The sequence below is a fragment of the Francisella philomiragia subsp. philomiragia ATCC 25015 genome, from assembly GCF_000156715.1.
GTDB lineage: Bacteria > Pseudomonadota > Gammaproteobacteria > Francisellales > Francisellaceae > Francisella > Francisella philomiragia.
On the sequence record NZ_DS999311.1, the window covers coordinates 49,916 to 71,473 of the forward strand.

The window sequence follows — 21,558 nt, forward strand, 5'->3', positions numbered from 1 at the left end:
GCAAGTGTCTATTTTGATGCCACCATGTGTGGCTTTTTTATATCTAAAATTCTATCTTAATTTCTATTTTATTTTTTTTTGCTATAATTTCTTCACTATGATTTTTTAGTTTTATAAAAATATGCAAACACAAAAACAGCAAGGCTTTTCTTTGGTTGAGTTAATGGTTGTTATCGCAATAATCGCAATCTTAGCAGCTGTAGCAATACCAATATACTCAAACCATAAAGAACGTGCCTCAATAATTGAGTCAATGAATATAATTGGTAATGTCAAAGCTAGTATCCAAAATGATATTAACAATAACAAAGACATCTCACAACAGACTTATGATCTACCTACAGGTGTCACTGTAACAGGCAGCACTTCAGGCGCAACAATAGACATAAACCTAAGCCAAACTTCTCCACAGTATTTCACTAATGATCATGATATTATCAGACTTAGTGGTGTAGTTAGTGGTAGCACATTCCAGTGGACATGTTCGCATAATACAAATGCTTCTACGTTAACATCTAGCAATGTCCCGCATACTTGCGAAAGTACTTTTATTAGTAATTAGGAGATTCTAGATCGAGTCCGGAATGACAGGTTTTAGTTAATTGTAGTGCGTCATACTACGGCTCCGACCGTAGTATCTATTTTTGAACCATAATCATCTTTTTTCTATGGATTCTATGGTCAAGCCATAGAATGACAGATTTCTGTTTTGTAGTGACAGCACAGTGCGCTGTCTTGCTTAGTCATATATAACAACTGACAGATCAATGATCTGTCACTACATATATTACTAATCACCTAAAGATTCTCACCTGCGCGGGAATGACTGTAATTTATATATTTTTGTCATATCTGTGAAAGCATATATCTCTTTGGTACTAATTGATATTAAATCACCTTATAGTTTTAGAGTTGGTATATTGATATAAACTAAGCAATTGAATTTGCACTTTTATAATATATAATTAAATTAATTTTTTATTATTTATAATAGTATGCTAAACCATAATATCAAAAAAGGATTCTCTCTTGTTGAACTAATGGTTGTAATCGCAATTATCGCGATCTTAGCAGCTGTAGCAATACCAGCATATTCAAATTATGTCACCAGAACTAGGCTGACCGAAAGTCTCACCACCTTAGAGAATTATAAAAAAGATGTGCAAGACTATTTTTTTTCGCATGGTGTTTCCACTCAAGAACAGTTAGAAAACTATGATGTCACAGATGATGCTAGTATTGGTGATGCCAATACTAGTGTGATGAGTGATATAGTTGGACATAATGGTAGAATCGTAGGTGTAAGCAACATAAAAGGCACAACCTATCAAATAGCCTTAACTCCAAGAATACAAGACAATACTTTTCAATGGTCATGCTCAATATCTATAGTTGAAGAAGAGTCTAGTATCGAAAGTAACTATAATGGACAGGTTAATTTCAGCTTTATTGATACTGCTGGAGCATTTGCAGCACCAAGTAACAGTGTTCTGCCAAAAGGCTGTAACTCATCTAATGAAAACTTAGATAGTGACTTTGAGGAGTATAAATCTCAAAGGGAAACTCTAGATAATGAACTAGTCAACAGCCATCAAAACGCTCTCTCAGCATGGCAAAGTAGAACAACTGAGGCATTAACACAAGATAGTGAATATGGTGACCTTATAAATGCTATGAGCACAGCTGAAACTAGTGCAGATGATGCTTTCAATGATTACCAAAAATATCAAGACATACAAAGTAATCAATTTAACTTAGACTACTATCAAGGACTAATTGATAATGCTGCAGATGGTGTTGATACAACATCTTGGCAAAGTAGTGTCAACTACTACCAAGGTAGAATCGATAATATAGAAGCGACAATGTCTAGCCAAGCAGGTAGCAGCTACAACAATGCTACAGAAGCTGTCGCTTACTTTAATGAGCAAGCAGATATCTATGACACTAATCGACAAGATGCAAATGCAAGATCTATAGAGCTTCAAAATGAACAAAGAAACGTATCTAGTTCAATCAATGGTATTGAAAGTCAGGGATTTGATAGTGACTATAACGGCTCTTATGAGCAATATAATAGTGCCATGGATTCACTACAATCTAGTCTTAATAGTTCAGTAAATGTTGAAAAATTAGATACTCAACAAGCTGAAAATTATAACCCAGTAGCTTTTAATCAAACTCCTGACAAATACAGCTCTTGGCAATATAATCAAATTAGAAATTAAAAATTTTAATAACTAGTAACCCAAATTATTACTACATTCTGTATCTATGTTTTCATAACTCACATAATTAATATTTCAACAGATCATGTATATTCCTGTTTATATGAATTTAAAAAAGGTGGTGTTGCAAACATCAATAAAAAATGAGATAACCCTTTGGGTATAAGAATACTCCAAAATATTTTGAACAAATCAAAGATTAAATAAAACCAAAAGATCAACATAAGACCAGTGGCAATCACAAACCCAAAAGCTCTTTAGCGTGTGATAGAGTATTTTCAGAAATATCGATTCCTCCTACTATCTTAGCTATTTCTTCAATACGTTGCTGCTGATTTAGCTCTATAATTTTTGATTCTGTAGTATCTTTAAGATATTTCTTAGTAACATGCAAATGTGTATGACCTTGAGCTGCTACCTGTGGCTGGTGTGTTATACACAACACCTGTAGTCTCTCTGACAGCTTCTTGAGTAACCTACCAACAATCTCTGCAGTAGCCCCTGATATACCGACATCAACCTCATCAAAAACTAATGTTGGATAAGATCTCTTAGCAGCTGATACAGCCTGAATTGATAACCCTATCCTACTTAGCTCACCGCCTGATGCGACTTTTCTTACTGGTGCTAATTGTTCACCTAGATTAAAGTTAATCATAAATTGACAATCATCTATGCCTTTAGGTGTCTTATTCTGAGATGGCAAAATCTGTGCCACAAAGCTACCTTTAGGTATATTCAAAGAGCGGATATTTTTCTCAACTTGTTTAGAGAATTCTTTTTTGGCTAATTGACGTGCCTGGCTTAGCTCTTGTGCATACTTATCATACTCTTGCTCAAGCTTTTGCTTTTGTTGATTTAGTTGAGCTAATTTCTCACCATCTTGACTAAAACTCTCTAACTCAGCATGAAGCTCTTGGATATACTGATACATATAGCTAGGTTCAACTTTGTGTTTACGTGCAAAGTCATATATCTCACTCATCCTTTGTTCAATTTTTGCCAGTTCTTCTGGATCTTGCTCTAGTGATTCTAGTCTATTCTGTGCCTCATCATAGCTTTCTTGAGCATACACCTTAGTTTGTGAAATCAGCTCCTGAAGGTTTTTGAAAGATACTTCATCAAGTTTAGATACTTCTTTTTCAAAGTCAGTTAACATCGCTATAACATTGACATCAGCATCATACATTAAGTTTGAAATATAGTTAAGACTATAACCAATATCATCAACACTTGAGAGATCTTTTTGACGCTGGGATAACTCTTCAAACTCATTCTCTTCTAGATTTAATCCCACAAGCTCATCAAGCTTATACTCCAAGAGTTCACGCTGGCTATTTTGGCCACCTACATACTCCTGAAGCTCTGATATTTCTGCATTGACTTTTTGTAACTGATAAAAAACACCTGAGACTTTTTTTAAAACTTCATCATTATTTGCAAAACTATCTAATAAACTTAGTTGCGATTTAGGATCAAGCAAATCTTGATGAGAGTTCTGACTATAAATATTTATAAGCTTATCTGAGATTTTTTTGACATCTGTAGCCTTAGCAACACTACCATTTATAAATAAGCGACTCTGTTTAGACTTATTAACCACTCTTCTAAATGTACATTCATCATTCTCATAATCAACAAAAAGTTCATCTAATAGTCTTTTTGCTTTTTGATTATCTTTGATACAGAATGTCGCTGAAACTTCAGTTACATTACCATCTTGTAAAAACGTTTTTTCTAACCTCGCACCAAGTACAAAACTCAAGGCATCAAGTAAAATTGACTTGCCAGCTCCTGTCTCCCCAGTTAGAACAGTCATACCCTCCCTAAAGTCAATTTCTGTAGATTTTATAATCGCAAAATTTTTAATAGCCAGATGTTGTAGCATACTAATATCACCCGAAATATTGTAACCTCTTCATTATATATACTTTTGTAGAAATTCTAAATTTATTAATAATCGAAAATAGCATTCGATCAAATCAGTAGTAATAAAATCAACTATAAGCAACAAGTTCAAATAATTAGCTTATTTTTACTAATTTATAATTTTTTAAGCTTTGAAAATATATTATAATCAAATTGTATATCTTAACCAATGTCAAACAAAAAGGATTTACTAAATGCAATTATCAAGAAGAGTTAAGGCTATGCAAGCCTCTCCTGTACGTAAGTTAGTGCCGTATTCTATAGCAGCTCAAAAGCAAGGCAAAAAGGTTTACCACCTAAACATAGGTCAACCTGACATCAAAACTCCTAGTGAGTTTATGGATGCTATCAGAGCTTTTGATGAAGAGACTATCGCATACTCAGTAGCTAACGGTGAGCCTAGCCTAATCAAGGCAATCTCAAAATACTACAAAAGATTCGGTATGGATTTTGCTGAAGACGAGATCTTAATCACAAATGGTGGCTCAGAAGCGTTAATATTTGCAGCGATTGCTGTTTGTAATGCTGGCGAAGAGATTCTTGTACCAGAACCTTTTTATACAAACTATAATGGTTTTACAACTGCAGTTGATGTAGCAATTAGACCAATCACTACAAAAGCTGAAGAAGGTTTCCACTTACCTTCAAAAGAAGAGATTCTAGCATGTGTAACTGATAAAACTCGTGCTATCATGATCTCTAACCCTGGTAACCCTACTGGTGTTGTATACTCTAAAGAAGAGCTAGAAACTTTGGCAGAAGTAGCTAAAGAGAAAGACTTATTCATAATAAGTGACGAAGTTTATAGAGAATTCACTTATGATGGTCTTACTTGTACATCTTTTGGTAATATCAAAGGTGTTGAAGATCGTGTTATCATCGTTGACTCTGTATCTAAGCGTTACAGTGCTTGTGGTGCTAGAATTGGTTCTCTTTGTACAAAAAACAAAGAGTTCATCAAAGAAGTTACTAAACTATGCCAAACTAGACTATGTGTACCTACTCTTGAACAGATTGGTGCTGCAGCTCTTTATGAAGTATCTGAAGATTACTTAAAAGAAGTAAACACAGAATACCAAAAAAGAAGAGATATAACTTTTGAAGCTCTTTCAAAAATGGATAATGTAGTTTGTGAAAAGCCTACTGGAGCTTTTTATGTAATTGCTAAACTTCCTATTGATGATGCTGAGAAGTTCGCATTATGGTTACTAACAGACTTTGAAGATAATAAAGAAACAGTAATGGTTTCTCCTGCTGGGGATTTCTATGCAACTAAAGGTCTTGGTAAAGATGAAATAAGAATCGCATACATCTTAGAAGAAAAAGCTCTAAAAAGAGCTCTTGAGCTTCTAGACAAAGCTATCAAAGCTTATAACAATAAATAATTTATTCTCTAAATTTTTGTCCTATAATTTCTTATCTAACAAATTTACTATCAAACATTGATAATGAATTAATCTAAAGACTGTTGATTTAATCATCAAGTCCGGAATGACACACTACTTTTGTATAGTTTTAGCTACAACTAAGCTAATAAAAGATACGCTCATTCACGAGAATGTCCGCAGGAAATAAATATATAGAGAATCTAAAAAGTAACTACTGTTCTTATATTGTTATGCATATTTTCAAAGCCTTTATTAATATCTTCAATCTTAATATTTGAAGTAATAAGACTATCAATATCAATACGACCATCCATATACCAATCAACAATCATTGGCACATCTGTTCTGCCACGCATACCACCAAATGCTGAACCCTTCCAAGTACGACCTGTTACAAGCTGGAATGGTCTAGTAGATATCTCTTCACCAGCTCCAGCAACGCCTATTATCACACTTTCACCCCAGCCTTTGTGAGCACACTCCAAAGCCTGACGCATAACCTTTGTATTGCCAATACACTCAAAGCTATAATCAGCTCCGCCTCCTGTTAGACGGATTAAATGCTGCACTAAGTCTTCATCAATTTCATTAGGGTTAACAAAATCTGTCATCCCATATTTTTCTGCTAATGCTTTCTTATCATTATTAGTATCAACACCAACAATCTGCCCTGCTCCAACTAGCTTAGCCCCTTGAATAACATTTAGACCAATCCCACCAAGACCAAATACAACAACACTAGCACCAGCCTCAACATTTGCTGTTTTAACTACAGCGCCAACACCTGTTGTAACTCCACAGCCAATATAGCAAACTTTATCCAAAGGCGCATCTTTACGAATCTTAGCTACAGCGATCTCCGGTAAAACAGTATAATTTGAAAAAGTTGAACAACCCATATAATGAAAAATCTCTCTACCATCTTGAGTAGTAAACCTTGAACTACCATCTGGCATAAGACCTTTTCCTTGAGTTTCTCTAATTGCTTGACACAAGTTTGTTTTAGGATTTAAACAGTACTCACACTCTCTACATTCTGGAGTATACAAAGCAATAACATGATCACCAGGTTTAACAGATGTTACATTTTTGCCAACTGCTACAACTTCACCAGCTCCTTCATGACCTAATATAGCTGGAAAAAGTCCCTCCGGATCTCTACCCGAAAGCGTATATGCATCTGTATGGCATATCCCAGTAGCCTTAATTTCAACTAGCACTTCATTATCTCTTGGTAATGCCACATTTACTATCTCTACAGATAATGGAGCCCCCGCTTTATATGCTACAGCTGCTTTTGATTTTACAGACATTAAAATTATCTCCAACTATATGAAATTGTTGATTTTGTACTTAAATAGTATTTTAAATGATGAGGAAAAAAATAAGTAACTTTTCTAGAAGAGTTTTAGAGAATTAATCACGCTTATATATATCTTCTAAACGTACAATATCATCTTCTCCAAGATAATCACCAACTTGAACTTCGATAATTTGAATATCACTATCTGTGAAATTCTCTAATCTATGCACAGCTTCTTTAGGGATAAAGATATGCTCGCCAACATTATATTCTTTAACACTTTCATCAACAGTTATAGTCGGTTTACCAGTTACAACCACCCAATGCTCCGCTCTTTTGAAATGCTTCTGTAAAGAAAGTTGTCCTTTAGGCTTTACAGTGATTATTTTAGTTTGACTCTTTTCTGTAAAATTAATTGTTTGATAAGTTCCCCAAGGACGCTCGTAGACTTTACCAACTTGATTCATTTCAGACATTATTAAATCCTCTATCTAAACTATACATTCTAGCTATAAGAACATTATTTAGTAAAAGCAAAATAAATTCAAGTTGAATAACTGCATAATTTTTTATTGACAAAGATGAAACTCGGTCTATAATTCGCTTACCTCATACATGAAGTACGTGAGAATACAGAAATCATATCTAAGTATTTTTGTATGAGTTTATTGCTTTGAATTACGATAGCAACTAACTATCCACTAAAATTCAAAGCGCTAAAAAAAACCAATAAACTAAAAAAAAAATAATAATCTGTATTTTCAGGTACTTTGTGTAACAATTTTTGGAGGTAGTGTTATGGCATTAGCTAAAACTCTAAAACCTCGCCACATTGAGCTAATAGCTCTTGGCGGTATTATTGGCTCCTGTTTCTTTTTAGGTACAGGGTATGTTCTCTCAGAAGTTGGTCCAGCAGCTATCATAGCATATATATTAGCTGGTATCATTGTGTACTGCGTTACGCTATGCTTGGCTGAGTTAACGGCAAATTCGCCAAACTCCGGATCGTTTATTCACTATACTGCAAAATACGTCTCTCCTTCAATAGCGTGCGGTATGGGATGGTCATACTGGCTTAACTGGATAATTTATATTCCTTCGGAATGTATAGCTGGCGGAATAATCATGCATACATTTTTACCCTCTGTACCAACTTATCTGTGGGCAACTCTGTTTGGGCTATTTATAACAATCATAAACCTTACTAAAGTTAAGCTCTTTGGTGAGATTGAGTTCTGGTTAGCTCTTATAAAAATCATAGCTCTAGGACTATTTAGCTTAGTTGCTATACTTATATTTTTCAATATTATCAATAATGATACTGGTGGTGTACTAGGTAGCACTTATATTGTTGGTGAAGAGGGTTTTTTTCCTAAAGGAAAATTAATCCTAATCACAACAATGGTCATATTACTAGTAAATTTCCAAGGCTCAGAAATCATTGGATTAGCTGCAAGTGAATCTAACGATGCAGGAAAGCAAATGCCTAAAATTGCCAAACATGTAGCAGTAAGAATTGTAGGACTATATGTAATCCCAGTATTCTTATTAGCAACAATTTTTCCTTGGCAACAAATGAATTTAAGCGACTCTGTATTTGCTACAGCACTACAACACTATCACCTTGATAAATTTGCTGGAGCATTTGCATTTGTAGTACTTGTAGCTGCATTTTCATGTGCAAACAGTGGCTTCTATGCAGCTGTTCGTTCTCTATATGGATTATCTAAAATGCGAATGGCTCCTAGTATTTTTAGAAAGTTAAATAGCTCTTCAATACCGCATTATGCTGTGTATGTCAGTATAGCTGGAGTATGGATATTTTTGATACTTTCATTTAAGTTAACTGCTTCAGCTGCGTTTACAAACCTACTTGCTATGTCAGGCTTCACAGCTACAATCTGCTGGATCTGTATATGTTGGTCACAATATAACTTTAGAAAGCAAATGGTACAAAAAAATGCTGTTGAAAAAATGGTATTCAAAACGCCATTATTTCCATACATACCTCTTTTTGGAATTTGGATACAAGTGTTATGTTTATTACTAACACTATTTAACGAAGATATAAGAGGAGCTTTTTATTTTGGTGCTCCAGCGATGATTATCCCCTGTTGTGTATATTTTTTTATCTCAAAAAGAAAAAGTACAAAAATAATCAAAGAGCCTATTTTTTTGAAAAAGGTATTTTAAGCATACTTAAAAGAGGTTGAGTAACTTTAGAATCTCTATATTTACTTAGTCCAATATCCATTTGAATATGTCCTTTCTTAGGCTGAACAATATAAGTGCCCATTATCTTATCCCACCAAATTAGATTAAAACCGAAATTAGAGTTTGTTTCAGCAAGTATTGTAGAGTGATGTACCCTATGCGTATCTGGTGTCACCATAAACAATCTCAAAAATTTATCAAACGATTTTGGTAAGCGAATATTGCCATGATTAAACAACGAAGTACCGTTTAAAACAATTTCAAAAATGATAACTGCTAATACAGGTGCTCCAATAAGAAATATTGCCATAAATTTTATTAACATTGACAAAACTATCTCTACAGGATGAAAACGTAGTCCTGTGGTAACATCATAATCCAAATCAATATGATGAACCTTATGAAATCTCCATAACAATGGTAAATAGTGAAATAATACATGCTGAAGATATATTGTAAAATCTAGAGCTAAAAAAGCTACTACAATCTTAAACCAGGCAGGTATATCAAAAAGATTCAATAATCCTAAATTATATTGCTGACAAAATATAGCCACTCCAACAGCAGCTGTAGGAAATAAGATTCTTAATATCAAAGTATCTAAAAACACTAGCAATAGGTTATTAAACCAACGAGAGACTTTAGAAATCTTTAATTTGCGCATAGGAGCGACAATCTCCCAAATAGAAATCCCAAGAAGAATAAATAGAAAAAAACCTAACCTAGCTATAACCTCATAACTCATAATCTAATCCGTAATAACCCCACACCACATTCTAGTGCCTCCACCTCCTAGAGGTTTTGGAGTATCTGAGTAATTATCGCCTCCTTCATGAATCATCAAACTATGTCCCTCAAGCTCTTCTAAAGAATCAAGTCTTGGTGCTACTACAGGTTCAGTCGCTGTACCATCAGCATTTACAACCAGCTCTGGTAAATCCCCTTTATGTCCATTGTCATTATAAGGACCAAGATGTTTACCAGTATTATCAGGATCCCAATGCCCACCTGCAGCCATACCACCATCATCACAACTAGGATTAATATGGATATGCATACCGTGTACACTTGACGCTGGTAAATTATATAAATAAGGAGTAATAAGCATACCCTCTTGCTTACCGTCATGAATATAAGGAGATATTGTAACAGTGCCCACTTCTTTTTGAGTTTTAACATCTTTCATATGGACAATTAATTCAAAATCATGATTAAGGTCATACTCTTTCTTCTCAGGCATAAGTGAACAATTCGCCAACAAAAACGTAATCATCCCAACACCTAATAATTTATAAACATTATTCATATATACACCTCTAAAAATTGTAGCTTATACATTTACAATCATACAAATATTTATTTTTTTAATCCATAGTTTAAATTGCAATTAATGTTATCAACTATAAAAAAATATATAATCTAAAGTATGTTGCTAAGAGGAGAATTTTTATGAATAAAATACTATCGATCATTTTTATGATTATTCCATTAATTAGCTTTGCAGATACACCTAGTTGGCAAAATTTTGATAAACAAAAAGCCTTAGCTAATCTAAGTAAACAACAATACTATGTAACTCAACAAGGTGATACTGAAAGAGCTTTTAATAACGAATATTGGAATAACCATAAACAAGGTATTTATGTTGATGTGGTATCTGGTGAACCTTTGTTTAGCTCTACAGATAAGTATGATTCTGGAACTGGGTGGCCAAGCTTCACAAAACCTATAGATAATTCATTTATCAAAACCAAAAATGATAATAGCTGGTTTATGAGTAGAACGGAGGTTCTGTCTAAATATGCAAACTCTCATCTAGGTCATGTCTTTGATGATGGTCCGCAACCTACCGGCAAAAGATATTGCATGAATTCCGCAGCTTTGCGATTTATACCTAAAGAAGATATGCAAAAAGAAGGTTATGGTAAATATTTATACCTATTCAAATAAACCTTTGATGTAATTATTTGTTAAAACTTTAATAAGTGCTATCATTTGAGTACATTATGTTTAAATAAGGATAGAGGTAATGGACAGTATATTTTTTGGCCAAATTATTTTTAATATCTCTATCATATTATACTGTGTCCAGTTTATTCCACAAATAATACACAATTATAAAAATAAAAGTTCTCTATCTAATATTAGTGTACTAACCCAACTTGGAATTTTCATAACCGTATTATGTGACATAATACAAACCATTAGTTTTGGATATGAATGGCAGTATGCAACAGTTGCCATAATATATTTAATAGGAGTATCCATACAACAGCTACAAATTTCTATTTTTCACAAGAAATTACCTGAAATAGTTAACTTCAGCTTTATTATTCTGTTTATGCTTGCATTGCTTGCGATGGGTTCTGATAATGAAAAAATATATAGTTTAATAGAATACATCGGCTTTATTATAAATACATTGTATTGGTTACCACAAATTTACAAAAACCATAAACAAAAAAGAGCTGACGGTTTTTGCTTATGTTTTATATTGATAGCATTAATAGGAACTAGCCTTTATATCGCAAGTAGTTTTATACTCTCATGGGGACCAACATTTACACCAAATGCATTAATAATTCTTCCTGCATTGATAATACTTTTAGTACAGAAGTTTTATTATAAAAAATAACTTTTATGTTACAATGATTATCTATAATAGCTAGATTTTAGTTAACTACGACCATATAATTTATTAGTATACAATAAATATTGAGTTTAATAGATTTATTACACATGGAACTATCAACCAACACTCAAGAACTTAGTGAACTAATCCTAAATATATCGCTCGTAATCTTTTTGATACAATTTGTTCCTCAGGTTGTGCACAACTCAAAAAATAAAGAAGCTCTAAATAATATAAGTATGTTTACTCAATTTAGTCTACTTATTTTTACACTTTGTTGTATTGTACAAATAGTTAGTCTAAACCTTGATTGGAGATTTCTAATTATCGCGATGGGTTGTCTAATTGGAATCACAATACAACAATTACAAATATCTTTTAATAACAAAAGAATGCCTGAAGTAATCAATTTGGTTTTTGTAATGCTAATTACAATTGCAATATTAGCTATTCGCTATAAACCTAATATTATGTATACAATCACAACTATTCTTGCAGTATTGATATGCTTTATATACTGGTTACCTCAGACATACAAAAACCACAAGCAAAAACTTTTTACGGGATATTGCTCACCATTTATTATCTTAGCTTGGTTAGGACTTTTGTGCCTCGTAATTAATAGCTTCTTGCTTTGCGCGCCACCAAGTATAAGAATAGGACTGATTGCAGTAACTGTAACAATACCTTTATTAATTGTTCAAAAACTGTTCTATAAAAACTCAAAAACCTAACCGAAACATCTTTAAACTAAAAAATCTAAAAATCCTAATATATAAAAAGCTAATAAGTTTAATCTTACATACTAGGGCAATATTAGAAACAAAGAAGCTTTTTGTCTAAAATGAATATTAGATTAGACAAATTTAGTTATCATTTATGCTATTATAAAAAAATACACTATTTATTATTGTTGACTATGTCAGGAAATACTTTTGGTAAAATTTTTACAGTAACAACATGTGGCGAGAGCCATGGTGATTCACTTGCAGCGATTATCGATGGTTGCCCAAGTAATATCCCTCTTTGTGAGGCAGATATACAACTTGAGCTAGATAGACGTAAACCAGGTCAATCAAAATTTACAACTCAACGCAAAGAGCCTGATGAGGTTAAAATCATCTCGGGTGTTTTTGAAGGTAAAACTACAGGAACTCCAATAGGCCTAATAATAAAAAATCAAGATCAAAAATCAAAAGATTATGGTGAAATAAAAGATAAATTTCGCCCAGGTCATGCTGATTATACATATTTCAAAAAATATGGAATTCGTGATTATCGTGGTGGTGGAAGATCTTCTGCTAGAGAGACAGCAATGCGTGTTGCTGCTGGTGCAATAGCAAAAAAAATACTTAAACATCACGGCATCGAAATTTTTGGCTTCTGTTCCCAAATTGGTGATCTCAAGATCGATTTTATAGAAAAAGATTTTATTAATCAAAATCCCTTTTTCATAGCTGATAGAGATGCTATTACAAGCTGTGAAAGCTTAATTCATAACATTCGTAAACAGGGAGATTCAATTGGTGCAGAAGTCTCTGTCATCGCTACTGGCTTAGAAGCAGGTCTTGGTAGACCAGTTTTTGATAGGCTTGATGCTACTATTGCTTACGCTATGATGAGTATTAATGCTGTAAAAGCAGTCAGCATTGGCGATGGCTTCGACTGTGTTGCTCAAAAAGGCAGCGAACATCGCGATGAAATAACTCAAAAACAAGGTTTCTTAACAAACCATGCTGGGGGAATATTAGGTGGTATATCAACAGGGCAAGATATTATTACTAAACTTGCTTTTAAACCAACATCAAGTATCTTACAACCTGGTAAAAGTATAGATATAAATGGCGATGATACTACAGTTATCACAAAAGGCAGGCATGATCCTTGTGTTGGTATTAGAGGTGTTCCTATAGCTGAAGCAATGCTAGCATTAGTTTTGGTTGATGAATTGCTGATCACGAATGCTTACGGAAAGTAAACATGACTCAAGCTGAATTTTGGAATCTGTTAATGGATTGGGGATATTTAGCAGTTATATTAGCGGTCCTAATAGAAGGCGAAATATTTCTGATTATGGTTGGTATAGCAACAGCGGCGGCATTGTTTAATTATCCACTAGTTATTCTAGCAGCGACATTTGGAGCTATACTCCATGACAACACAATATTTACTATCTCTAAACTTATGGGTGAAAGGATTCTTACAAAAAAAGCTTCTTGGCACTACAAAGCTCAAAAATCTCTAGCTATTTTAGATAAACATGAAACATTAGCAATACTAAGTATAAGATTTCTATATGGCTTAAGAACAGTTACTATCTTAATCGTAGGTATTAGTAAAGTAAAAAGGGCTAAATTTATGACTTTAGATGCTATAAGCAGTTTTATTTGGTCAACTATATATATATCTTTAGGATATATATTTGGCAATGCTTTATTACAAATAGTAAATAAAGCAAATATTAAATTGTGGATATATGAGCATAAACTTTCATCGTTATTTATTCTCATATTTATCTCAAGCATCATATACTATGGATATAGAAAATTTCGCTCAAAAAGGGCTAAGAGGCATACAAAATGAGTAGATTAGATCTCCTAAAAAAAACTTCCTCTACTAGTCAAAAAAAGACTAGTACTAAAAGTAGTCCTCGAGGTGGAATGTTAGGACAAAAGTCACATCAAAACTCAGATGATTTAGATGATGATTTATTATTAGAAGATGATTTTGAAAATGACTTGATTGAGACTCCCGCTGATACGTATGACACAGATGATGATATCGATATCGATGATGAAAATGTGAATATTATTGAAATTGATCTAGGAGAAACTAAAGGACTTGATATAGATTCTTCACTTATAAATGAAGAAAATGAGAACAATGAAACTGTTGATGATGATATAAATAGCGGTGAGTCAATTATCGAAGAAGATGATAATAGTTCTACCGAAATAGTCGAAGGTCAGATAGGTGTTAACTATAGTGAAGATGACATTAAATTTGAAAAAGAATACTCTTTTGATCATCGTGAACAACTATACAATCACTTTGTTAAATTAATTAAAAATGGTGGTCTGGAGATTAGTAGCTCAAAACTATTACATTTAAATGATATAGTAAGAATATCTGTAACCTTATCTGAACTAAAAGAACAAGTTGGCTGCGAAGGTCGTATTATTTCTGTTTTCCCGCCAAGTATTTCACTTAATAATGAAAATACAGAAAGATATCGCTATATAGTACAGTTCATAGGCCCTAATGCTTCTGAAACAGAGAGAGTGCTTTCTAAATATCTATTAGGTTATAAGGCAAAGTAAATTGAGCTATGGCTAAACAAAAAACTATTTTTATTTGCCAAAAATGTGGAGCTTCTTCACCTAGATGGCAAGGACAATGTCATAATTGTAATCAATGGAATACATTTGTTGAAGAGATAAAATCTGATCCAAAAAAAACACCTATAGCTAGAGCTGGGTTTGCTGGCAGTATCTCAAAAGCTACAGCACTAGCTGATATCAAAGGTAAAGAACACTCCAGAATGTCTACTAACATATCTGAATTTGACCGAGTACTTGGTGGTGGAATTGTAAAAGGATCCGTAACACTAGTTGGTGGAGATCCTGGTATCGGTAAGTCTTCAATACTACTACAAATCATGTCCTTTTTATCACTACAAAAAAAAGTTCTATACGTTAGCGGTGAGGAGTCTCTTGAGCAAATAGCTCTACGAGCAGAAAGATTAAGTCTCCCAAAAGATAATCTTCTAGTAATGTGCGAGACAAATATAGAACAAATCTCTAGCTATATAATAGAACACAAACCAGAAGTAGTTGTAATAGACTCAATCCAAACTATGTATAACCCTGATATCTCATCTATGGTCGGAGGCGTCTCGCAAGTAAGAGAATCTACAGCTTATATCACTCAAATAGCCAAGCAACACGAGATATCTATTTTTTTGGTAGGACATGTCACTAAGTCTGGGGAGGTTGCTGGTCCACGGGTATTAGAACATATTGTTGATGCGGTAATATTTATAGAATCCCAAGACAATGGCAGATATCGTATGATGCGTGCCCTAAAAAACAGATTTGGTGCTGTAAATGAAATTGGTGTCTTTGCAATGACTGATAAAGGCATGAAAGAAGTCAAAAATCCTTCTGCGATTTTCTTAAATAATGGTCGTACTAACTTAATTGGTAGTGTAATAGTATCAGTATGGGAGGGTACACGCCCCCTACTAGTTGAGCTACAATCATTAGTTGTGGACAAAAACATCAACCAACCTCCACGAAGATTGTGTGTAGGTATTGACAGCAACCGACTAGCAATGATACTAGCTATTATTCAACGTTATATGCATATTGACTTATATGACAAAGATGTATTTTTAAATGTTGTAGGTGGAATCAAAATTAGTGAAACAAGTATTGATTTGGCACTAATATTGATTATATATTCTAGTATAAAGGAAATAGAGATTCCTCATGATATGCTAATAATGGGAGAAGTTGGTTTATCAGGTGAAATTAGACCCATACCTTATGGTATAGAACGAATAAATGAAGCAAAGAAGCATGGATTTAAGAAAATTATTATACCTCAAGCCAATGTTTCAAAATCTCTAAAGGCTAATGGTATTGAGATTATTGGGATAACAAACTTGAATCAAATTAAAGATATAATAGCAGGATAGAAAATGAGCTTTTTTGAAGGTCTTAACTTTTTAGATATTCTTATAATAATTATTGTTTTCATATTAAGCCTTTTTGCAGCTGTAAAAGGTCTATTTAAGAATATTGTTTTATTTATTCTAATGATATTCGCGGTAGTAATGGCTGGCATTCTTGCCGAAAAAATACAAAAAGTGTATTTAAGCTCTATAATCACAGATACAAATACAGCTTATATTATTTCTTTTATTTTAGTACTAATTTGTGCCTATTTGATAATATTTGGTGTAATGAAAGTATTTTTACGCAATAATAAGGAAAAAGAAGGTCTTTCAAATACTTTATTTGCTTTCATAATAGCATTAATTCGTTTTAGCTTTATAGCCGCAATCATATGCTCAACCCTCAACTCTATTGATTATGTAAAAAACTCTTCTTTATGGGAAAATTCGGTTATAGTTAAGCCTCTAACTAAGTTTGGTGACTACGCTTTTAATACTAAAATAAAAATGCAAGAAACTAATTTTAAAGATTATGTACCAAAACAAGTTGCTGGAGGAGATTAATTTTCATTTTTTAATTGTCTAGTCATAAGTTGTCTAACCATATCTTTTGGATCTACATTCTCATATAGAACTCTATAAGTAGCAAAGACCAAAGGCATATCTACTCCATGCTTTTGAGCAAGCTTATACACTGCTATAGCAGTAGAATATCCTTCTACGACATTATTTACCTTATGCAAAGACTCCTCTATAGACATACCTTGACCTAGGTAATATCCAAATCTACGGTTACGCGATTGATTGTCTGAACAAGTAAGCAACAAATCACCAAGACAGCTCAAGCCCATAAATGTTTCAACATCAGCTCCAAGCTTAAGTCCTAACTTTTTAATTTCTGCTAGACCTCTTGTAATTAGTGCTGCATGAGCATTAACACCAAAATCCATACCCGCAGCAATACCTGCAGCAATTGCTAAGACATTCTTAACAGCTCCTCCAACCTGAGCACCTATAATATCTGTAGTTGTATAACACCTAAAATTCTCATTACTGAAAAGCTTTTGTGTATATTTAGCGTACTCAATATCTTTAGATGCTACTACAACAGCTGTCGGAAGTTTATTAGCTACCTCTTTGGCAAAACTTGGACCTGTTAATAAGGCAAATTTTGTATTTGGTATAATATCTTCTGCTATTTCACTCAATAGCGCATAGGTATCATGACAAAACCCTTTCGTAGCACTAATAATATTTTGATTAGGCAGCATACAGTCTTTTAGCTCAAAAATAGTCTTCTTAAAACCCGAACTAGGAGTTGCAACTAATATATCATCAAAATAATCAATACTAGCTTGCCAATTTTGTATAGCTTTTAGTGTATCCGGGAATTTTTCTATACTTGGTAAATATTTTTGGTTATTACCTTCTGCGAGCATTTGATCGTTATGCTCTGCTTTCCAAGAGTTAATTCTTACTTCATGGCCTTTATAAGCTAACTGCAATGCCAGTGCAGTACCCCAAGCACCCGCACCTAAAACAAGTATTTTCTTGTGCATAAACTAAACCTGTTTTCTTTTTATATCTACTATATTCTATAGTTGTTAAACTGTAAACACTTACACATCATAAGTTTTTGTTATCAAACTTATACATTTAATATATTTAACTTTATAGGCGTATGCTGAGATAATACATACATCAAATATAGGAAAGTATTTTAGGTAATAAAAATGAAAAAAATTATGTCGGTAATAGTAGCGATTTTTAGTATTATTTCGGTTTCTAATGCTAGTAACTTACATCAAATAAATAGTTTTTCATCTAAATCATTTCCTGCACCTGTAATAATTTTGGCAGAGTAAAAGCTATTATTTAGGTTGTGCTATAACATAGATTCCTTTTATACCTTTTGAATCTTGCCACATATATTGAAATCTATCTGGATTAATAGCACTCAATCCATAAACTGTTTTCACATTATTAAAATGTGCTGCTGGATCAATCATAAATAATGTATCTTTATCGTCATCTATTGTTGTGCCCAACTTCTGATATCCCGATACTAATGTCCAGTGCCCTCCCCAATCAATCCAATCTACAAGTACAGGTACACCTTTATCTATACTCTGATAAATCAGTTTGATATCACCATCAGTAGCATATTTCACCTCAAAACCATGCTTTTCTAACCAGTTAGCTATCTGTTGTGCTGTAGTACCGTAATCATCATTTGTACCCATCTCTTTAGCTATTTGTAACTCCATTTGATGATCCATTTGAGAATCCTTAAGAACTCCATAATAATTAAGCAAGCTCATAACAGCAGATGGCCCGCAAGTATAATCGGTAGTTTGTTGATGATCTTTTATGTCTAGTATTTTTATATTCTTATCTGTTGATAAATCAAATGTCTTGACAACATTTTCTATATAAGTCTTATTAGCGTATTCTCCAAAACTATAACTTAGACTCATAGTAAAAATTAAAGTTAATAAAATAAAAATCACTCTTTTAGACATATCATTTAACCCACTAATTTAGAAATTTGAGAGATTTTAGCATTAACTATGAAAAAAGAAATTAAAATCTGCCAGATCACTTGAATATAATAAACTTTATAGATAATATTTCGTTAATTCGCGAAACATAGGTTTATAAAAATGAAATTAGCAAACATTGTAGATTTTCAAAAAGCATTAGGTGATGAAACTAGGATTAGAATTCTAATGGTTATATATCAGCATGAATTATGCCTTTGTCATCTAGCTCATATTTTCAAACTTGCAAACTCAACATTATCTAAACATTTAGATATACTTAGACGTAATGGTTTTATACATAAGCGTAAACAAGGCAGATTCCACTACTTTTATTTTAATTCTGCATTCAAAGAGCAGTTAAACTGGCTACTAGACACTCTTAATGATGACGAAATTATTCAAGCCGATCAAAAACTAGTCAAGAACTTAATACAACAAAATCTAGAACATTTACCAGAGATACATGCAAAGGAGAGTATTGTATGAGTAAACAATATCAAAGCTTTAAAGTATATGGATTAGACTGTATTGAAGAGATCAATATTATCAAAAAAGCATTAAGTAAAAAAATCGCCGCTGATAGTATGCAATTTGACCTACTCAACGGTAAATTATCTATTGATAATCAAAATGTTTCTGAAAAAGAAATTATAACTCTAGTAAAAAAAGCAGGATTAAAAGCAATTACTTGGGATGAGCATATTACAGAAAGTCAAAACATCAGTTTTTTAACTAAACACTCTCGACTAATTACAACACTACTTAGTGGAGTATTCATCATTTTTGCATACTTGTATCATAGTATAAATCATGGCTTTGTACATGCATTTATAGGTGATGAAAGCATCTCTCAAACAGTTCCTCTTATATCTCAAGCCTCTTACTTAATAGCTATTTTATTTGGCAGCTGGTTTGTTTTACCAAAAGCAATCTCTTCTATCAAAAGGCTTGATGCTGATATGAACCTCTTAATGTTGATTGCCATAACTGGCGCAATTATTATTGGTCAATTATTTGAAGCAGCCGTAGTAAGCTTTTTGTTTGCTTTTTCACTTTTGCTTGAATCATGGAGTGTCGCAAATGCTCGATCAGCTATAACAAAGCTTATGAAACTAACTCCAGATACAGCTCTAGTTTATTGTTGTCATGATAAACAATTTGAAGAAAAGCCTCTAGCAGAAATAAATATAGGCAAAACTCTTCTAATAAAACCAGGACAAAGAATTGCTCTAGATGGAATTATACTTAAAGGTGATAGCTATATAAATCAAGCACCTATAACAGGTGAATCTATTCCTGTGGAAAAAACCATTGGTGATCAAGTTTTTGCAGGAAGTATAAATGGAAACTCCGCGATTGAGATAAAAACGACAAGTACAGCTGAAAACTCATCGATTGCAAAAATAATCCAAGCTATTGAACATGCTCAATCAAAACGCTCAAAAGCAGAGAAATGGGTTGATAAGTTTGCTAAGATTTACACCCCTACAATGATATTTTTAGCTATTATAATAGCTACTATCCCTCCACTCTTGCTAAATCAATCTTGGCTTAAATGGGGCTATGAAGCTTTAGTAATACTTGTTATCGCTTGCCCTTGTGCATTAGTGATATCTACACCAATTTCAATAGTTTCAAGTTTGGCAAAAGCTGCTAGAAATGGGATCTTGATCAAAGGTGGTGAGTTTATAGAAATACCAGCTAAGTTAAAAGCTATTGCCTTTGATAAGACAGGTACATTAACTCAAGGCAATCCTTCTATTACAGAAATAATCATCACACAAAATTATTCGCAACAACAATTAATCACCATAGCTGCAAGTCTTGAGAGTTCTGTTGATCACCCAATCGCTAAGGCTATTTTAGACTATGCCAAAAATAACAATATAACGTTTACACAGGCGACAAATACTGAGGTTTTAGGTGGTAAAGGAGTAATAGGAAAAGTCAATGAAAGTAGCTTTTGGCTTGGAAACCATGCTTTTGCTCATGAGAAACAGCTATGTAATAATGAAGATCTGCATGCACAAGCGATAAAACTTGCAAATAATGGTCAAACATTGATTTTCATTGGTAGTGATGAAAATATTATTGGTATCATTGCTATACAAGATATGATAAAAAATAATGTTAACAATGCTCTCAAACAACTAAAAAAACTTGGGATTAATCAAACCATCATGCTTACAGGTGATAATACTGCAACAGCTCAGTCTATCGCTACACAAGCTGGAATTGATAAATTTTATGCAGAGCTACTACCTCAAGATAAGGTTACTAAAGTTGAGGAACTTGCTAATAAATATGAGAATATTGCGATGGTTGGAGATGGTATCAATGATGCCCCTGCGCTAGCAAGATCTAATTTAGGAATTGCGATGGGTACTATAGGTAATGACATCGCAATAGAAACTGCAGATATTGCGCTTATGTCTGATGATATTGCAAAGCTACCTTGGCTTATCAAGCATTCAAAGAAAACATTAAAAATAATAAAACAGAATATAACTTTTGCTATTGCTATAAAAGCGATTTTTATATCTCTTGCGATAACTGATTTAGCTACTTTATGGATGGCAATAGCTGCTGATATGGGAGCTACTCTGATTGTAATTATAAATTCACTCAGATTACTAAAATAAG

22 protein-coding genes are annotated in these 21,558 nt (G+C 33.1%); 15 read left to right on the forward strand and 7 right to left on the reverse strand.

What is annotated here, in order from left to right:
- The first annotated feature begins 121 nt into the window (after positions 1-121).
- Both FTPG_RS00435 and FTPG_RS09930 read left to right on the forward strand, forming a co-directional pair.
- The gene (locus FTPG_RS00435) at positions 122-562 is read left to right on the forward strand and encodes a prepilin-type N-terminal cleavage/methylation domain-containing protein (protein WP_004286432.1); all 441 of its coding nucleotides are present in this window, start codon (positions 122-124) and stop codon (positions 560-562) included.
- A 433-nt stretch (positions 563-995) separates the two neighbouring features.
- Positions 996-2,228, forward strand: a complete 1,233-nt coding sequence (locus FTPG_RS09930; RefSeq protein ID WP_004286433.1) for a pilin — start codon at positions 996-998, stop codon at positions 2,226-2,228.
- Positions 2,229-2,466: 238 nt separating this feature from the next.
- Here the strand turns inward: FTPG_RS09930 and recN are convergent, their stop codons facing one another.
- Positions 2,467-4,116 (reverse strand): DNA repair protein RecN, encoded by a 1,650-nt coding sequence (recN, locus tag FTPG_RS00445; RefSeq protein WP_004286434.1) that lies wholly within the window; start codon positions 4,114-4,116, stop codon positions 2,467-2,469.
- Positions 4,117-4,351: 235 nt separating this feature from the next.
- Here recN and FTPG_RS00450 point away from each other — a divergent pair, with 235 nt between their 5' ends.
- Positions 4,352-5,542 (forward strand): pyridoxal phosphate-dependent aminotransferase, encoded by a 1,191-nt coding sequence (locus FTPG_RS00450; protein ID WP_004286435.1) that lies wholly within the window; start codon positions 4,352-4,354, stop codon positions 5,540-5,542.
- A gap of 203 nt (positions 5,543-5,745) precedes the next feature.
- Here FTPG_RS00450 and FTPG_RS00455 read toward each other — a convergent pair whose 3' ends face one another.
- Both FTPG_RS00455 and FTPG_RS00460 read right to left on the reverse strand, forming a co-directional pair.
- Entirely contained in the window at positions 5,746-6,858 is a 1,113-nt protein-coding gene (locus tag FTPG_RS00455) for an S-(hydroxymethyl)glutathione dehydrogenase/class III alcohol dehydrogenase (protein ID WP_004286436.1), read from the reverse strand.
- A gap of 103 nt (positions 6,859-6,961) precedes the next feature.
- Positions 6,962-7,324, reverse strand: coding sequence for a phosphomannose isomerase type II C-terminal cupin domain (locus tag FTPG_RS00460; RefSeq protein ID WP_004286437.1), 363 nt, complete (start codon positions 7,322-7,324; stop codon positions 6,962-6,964).
- A 322-nt stretch (positions 7,325-7,646) separates the two neighbouring features.
- Between FTPG_RS00460 and FTPG_RS00465 the strand changes: the two genes are divergently transcribed.
- Positions 7,647-9,041, forward strand: a complete 1,395-nt coding sequence (locus tag FTPG_RS00465; protein WP_004286438.1) for an amino acid permease — start codon at positions 7,647-7,649, stop codon at positions 9,039-9,041.
- On the opposite strand, the gene FTPG_RS09805 is transcribed toward FTPG_RS00465, so the two are convergent.
- Entirely contained in the window at positions 9,016-9,807 is a 792-nt protein-coding gene (locus FTPG_RS09805; protein WP_004286439.1) for a sterol desaturase family protein, read from the reverse strand. The genes FTPG_RS00465 and FTPG_RS09805 overlap by 26 nt on opposite strands.
- 3 nt (positions 9,808-9,810) lie before the next feature.
- Positions 9,811-10,368: a superoxide dismutase family protein gene (locus FTPG_RS09810; RefSeq protein ID WP_004286440.1), complete on the reverse strand. Its 558-nt coding sequence runs from the start codon at positions 10,366-10,368 to the stop codon at positions 9,811-9,813.
- Positions 10,369-10,511: 143 nt separating this feature from the next.
- On the opposite strand from FTPG_RS09810, the gene msrB reads away from it, so the two are divergent.
- The 8 genes from msrB to FTPG_RS00515 all read left to right on the forward strand — a co-directional run bounded on the left by msrB (position 10,512) and on the right by FTPG_RS00515 (position 16,936).
- On the forward strand, positions 10,512-11,012 hold the full coding sequence (gene msrB / locus FTPG_RS00480) for a peptide-methionine (R)-S-oxide reductase MsrB (protein ID WP_004286441.1): 501 nt from the start codon (positions 10,512-10,514) through the stop codon (positions 11,010-11,012).
- 79 nt (positions 11,013-11,091) lie between these two features.
- The gene (locus FTPG_RS00485) at positions 11,092-11,697 is read left to right on the forward strand and encodes a PQ-loop repeat-containing protein (RefSeq protein WP_004286442.1); all 606 of its coding nucleotides are present in this window, start codon (positions 11,092-11,094) and stop codon (positions 11,695-11,697) included.
- 104 nt (positions 11,698-11,801) lie between these two features.
- Positions 11,802-12,428 (forward strand): PQ-loop domain-containing transporter, encoded by a 627-nt coding sequence (locus FTPG_RS00490; protein ID WP_035722048.1) that lies wholly within the window; start codon positions 11,802-11,804, stop codon positions 12,426-12,428.
- A 185-nt stretch (positions 12,429-12,613) separates the two neighbouring features.
- Positions 12,614-13,672 carry a chorismate synthase gene (gene aroC / locus FTPG_RS00495; protein ID WP_004286444.1) on the forward strand — a complete coding sequence of 353 codons (1,059 nt, stop codon included), beginning with the start codon at positions 12,614-12,616 and terminating at the stop codon, positions 13,670-13,672.
- Positions 13,673-13,674: 2 nt separating this feature from the next.
- Positions 13,675-14,277 (forward strand): DedA family protein, encoded by a 603-nt coding sequence (locus FTPG_RS00500; RefSeq protein ID WP_004286445.1) that lies wholly within the window; start codon positions 13,675-13,677, stop codon positions 14,275-14,277.
- On the forward strand, positions 14,274-15,014 hold the full coding sequence (locus FTPG_RS00505) for a PilZ domain-containing protein (RefSeq protein ID WP_004286446.1): 741 nt from the start codon (positions 14,274-14,276) through the stop codon (positions 15,012-15,014). Before FTPG_RS00500 ends, FTPG_RS00505 begins: the two co-directional genes overlap by 4 nt.
- Before the next feature lie 8 nt (positions 15,015-15,022).
- On the forward strand, positions 15,023-16,393 hold the full coding sequence (radA, locus tag FTPG_RS00510; protein ID WP_004286447.1) for a DNA repair protein RadA: 1,371 nt from the start codon (positions 15,023-15,025) through the stop codon (positions 16,391-16,393).
- A 3-nt stretch (positions 16,394-16,396) separates the two neighbouring features.
- A complete protein-coding gene (locus tag FTPG_RS00515) occupies positions 16,397-16,936 on the forward strand; it encodes a CvpA family protein (protein WP_004286448.1) in 540 nt (179 codons plus the stop codon).
- Here the strand turns inward: FTPG_RS00515 and FTPG_RS00520 are convergent.
- Positions 16,933-17,931: an NAD(P)H-dependent glycerol-3-phosphate dehydrogenase gene (locus FTPG_RS00520; RefSeq protein ID WP_004286449.1), complete on the reverse strand. Its 999-nt coding sequence runs from the start codon at positions 17,929-17,931 to the stop codon at positions 16,933-16,935. The genes FTPG_RS00515 and FTPG_RS00520 overlap by 4 nt on opposite strands.
- Before the next feature lie 174 nt (positions 17,932-18,105).
- Between FTPG_RS00520 and FTPG_RS09935 the strand changes: the two genes are divergently transcribed.
- On the forward strand, positions 18,106-18,237 hold the full coding sequence (locus tag FTPG_RS09935) for a hypothetical protein (RefSeq protein WP_267906354.1): 132 nt from the start codon (positions 18,106-18,108) through the stop codon (positions 18,235-18,237).
- Between the two features lie 6 nt (positions 18,238-18,243).
- Here FTPG_RS09935 and FTPG_RS00525 read toward each other — a convergent pair whose 3' ends face one another.
- Complete coding sequence (locus FTPG_RS00525) at positions 18,244-18,894, reverse strand: peptidase C39 family protein (RefSeq protein WP_004286450.1); 651 nt, start codon at positions 18,892-18,894, stop codon at positions 18,244-18,246.
- A gap of 141 nt (positions 18,895-19,035) precedes the next feature.
- On the opposite strand from FTPG_RS00525, the gene FTPG_RS00530 reads away from it, so the two are divergent.
- Positions 19,036-19,401: an ArsR/SmtB family transcription factor gene (locus FTPG_RS00530; RefSeq protein ID WP_004286451.1), complete on the forward strand. Its 366-nt coding sequence runs from the start codon at positions 19,036-19,038 to the stop codon at positions 19,399-19,401.
- Positions 19,398-21,557, forward strand: coding sequence for a heavy metal translocating P-type ATPase (locus FTPG_RS00535; protein ID WP_004286452.1), 2,160 nt, complete (start codon positions 19,398-19,400; stop codon positions 21,555-21,557). The genes FTPG_RS00530 and FTPG_RS00535 overlap by 4 nt, the downstream gene beginning before the upstream one ends.
- Position 21,558 lies beyond the last annotated feature (1 nt).

Coding starts and splice junctions, on each gene's coding strand:
- FTPG_RS00500 (WP_004286445.1), top strand. CDS start 13,675: ATGACTCAAGCTGAATTTTGGAATCTGTTAATGGATTGGGGATATTTA.
- recN (WP_004286434.1), bottom strand. CDS start 4,116: ATGCTACAACATCTGGCTATTAAAAATTTTGCGATTATAAAATCTACA.
- FTPG_RS00525 (WP_004286450.1), bottom strand. CDS start 18,894: ATGTCTAAAAGAGTGATTTTTATTTTATTAACTTTAATTTTTACTATG.
- FTPG_RS09810 (WP_004286440.1), bottom strand. CDS start 10,368: ATGAATAATGTTTATAAATTATTAGGTGTTGGGATGATTACGTTTTTG.
- radA (WP_004286447.1), top strand. CDS start 15,023: ATGGCTAAACAAAAAACTATTTTTATTTGCCAAAAATGTGGAGCTTCT.
- FTPG_RS00490 (WP_035722048.1), top strand. CDS start 11,802: ATGGAACTATCAACCAACACTCAAGAACTTAGTGAACTAATCCTAAAT.
- FTPG_RS00450 (WP_004286435.1), top strand. CDS start 4,352: ATGCAATTATCAAGAAGAGTTAAGGCTATGCAAGCCTCTCCTGTACGT.
- FTPG_RS00530 (WP_004286451.1), top strand. CDS start 19,036: ATGAAATTAGCAAACATTGTAGATTTTCAAAAAGCATTAGGTGATGAA.
- FTPG_RS09805 (WP_004286439.1), bottom strand. CDS start 9,807: ATGAGTTATGAGGTTATAGCTAGGTTAGGTTTTTTTCTATTTATTCTT.
- FTPG_RS09935 (WP_267906354.1), top strand. CDS start 18,106: ATGAAAAAAATTATGTCGGTAATAGTAGCGATTTTTAGTATTATTTCG.
- aroC (WP_004286444.1), top strand. CDS start 12,614: ATGTCAGGAAATACTTTTGGTAAAATTTTTACAGTAACAACATGTGGC.
- FTPG_RS00520 (WP_004286449.1), bottom strand. CDS start 17,931: ATGCACAAGAAAATACTTGTTTTAGGTGCGGGTGCTTGGGGTACTGCA.
- msrB (WP_004286441.1), top strand. CDS start 10,512: ATGAATAAAATACTATCGATCATTTTTATGATTATTCCATTAATTAGC.
- FTPG_RS00515 (WP_004286448.1), top strand. CDS start 16,397: ATGAGCTTTTTTGAAGGTCTTAACTTTTTAGATATTCTTATAATAATT.
- FTPG_RS00485 (WP_004286442.1), top strand. CDS start 11,092: ATGGACAGTATATTTTTTGGCCAAATTATTTTTAATATCTCTATCATA.
- FTPG_RS00465 (WP_004286438.1), top strand. CDS start 7,647: ATGGCATTAGCTAAAACTCTAAAACCTCGCCACATTGAGCTAATAGCT.
- FTPG_RS00460 (WP_004286437.1), bottom strand. CDS start 7,324: ATGTCTGAAATGAATCAAGTTGGTAAAGTCTACGAGCGTCCTTGGGGA.
- FTPG_RS00505 (WP_004286446.1), top strand. CDS start 14,274: ATGAGTAGATTAGATCTCCTAAAAAAAACTTCCTCTACTAGTCAAAAA.
- FTPG_RS00535 (WP_004286452.1), top strand. CDS start 19,398: ATGAGTAAACAATATCAAAGCTTTAAAGTATATGGATTAGACTGTATT.
- FTPG_RS00435 (WP_004286432.1), top strand. CDS start 122: ATGCAAACACAAAAACAGCAAGGCTTTTCTTTGGTTGAGTTAATGGTT.
- FTPG_RS09930 (WP_004286433.1), top strand. CDS start 996: ATGCTAAACCATAATATCAAAAAAGGATTCTCTCTTGTTGAACTAATG.
- FTPG_RS00455 (WP_004286436.1), bottom strand. CDS start 6,858: ATGTCTGTAAAATCAAAAGCAGCTGTAGCATATAAAGCGGGGGCTCCA.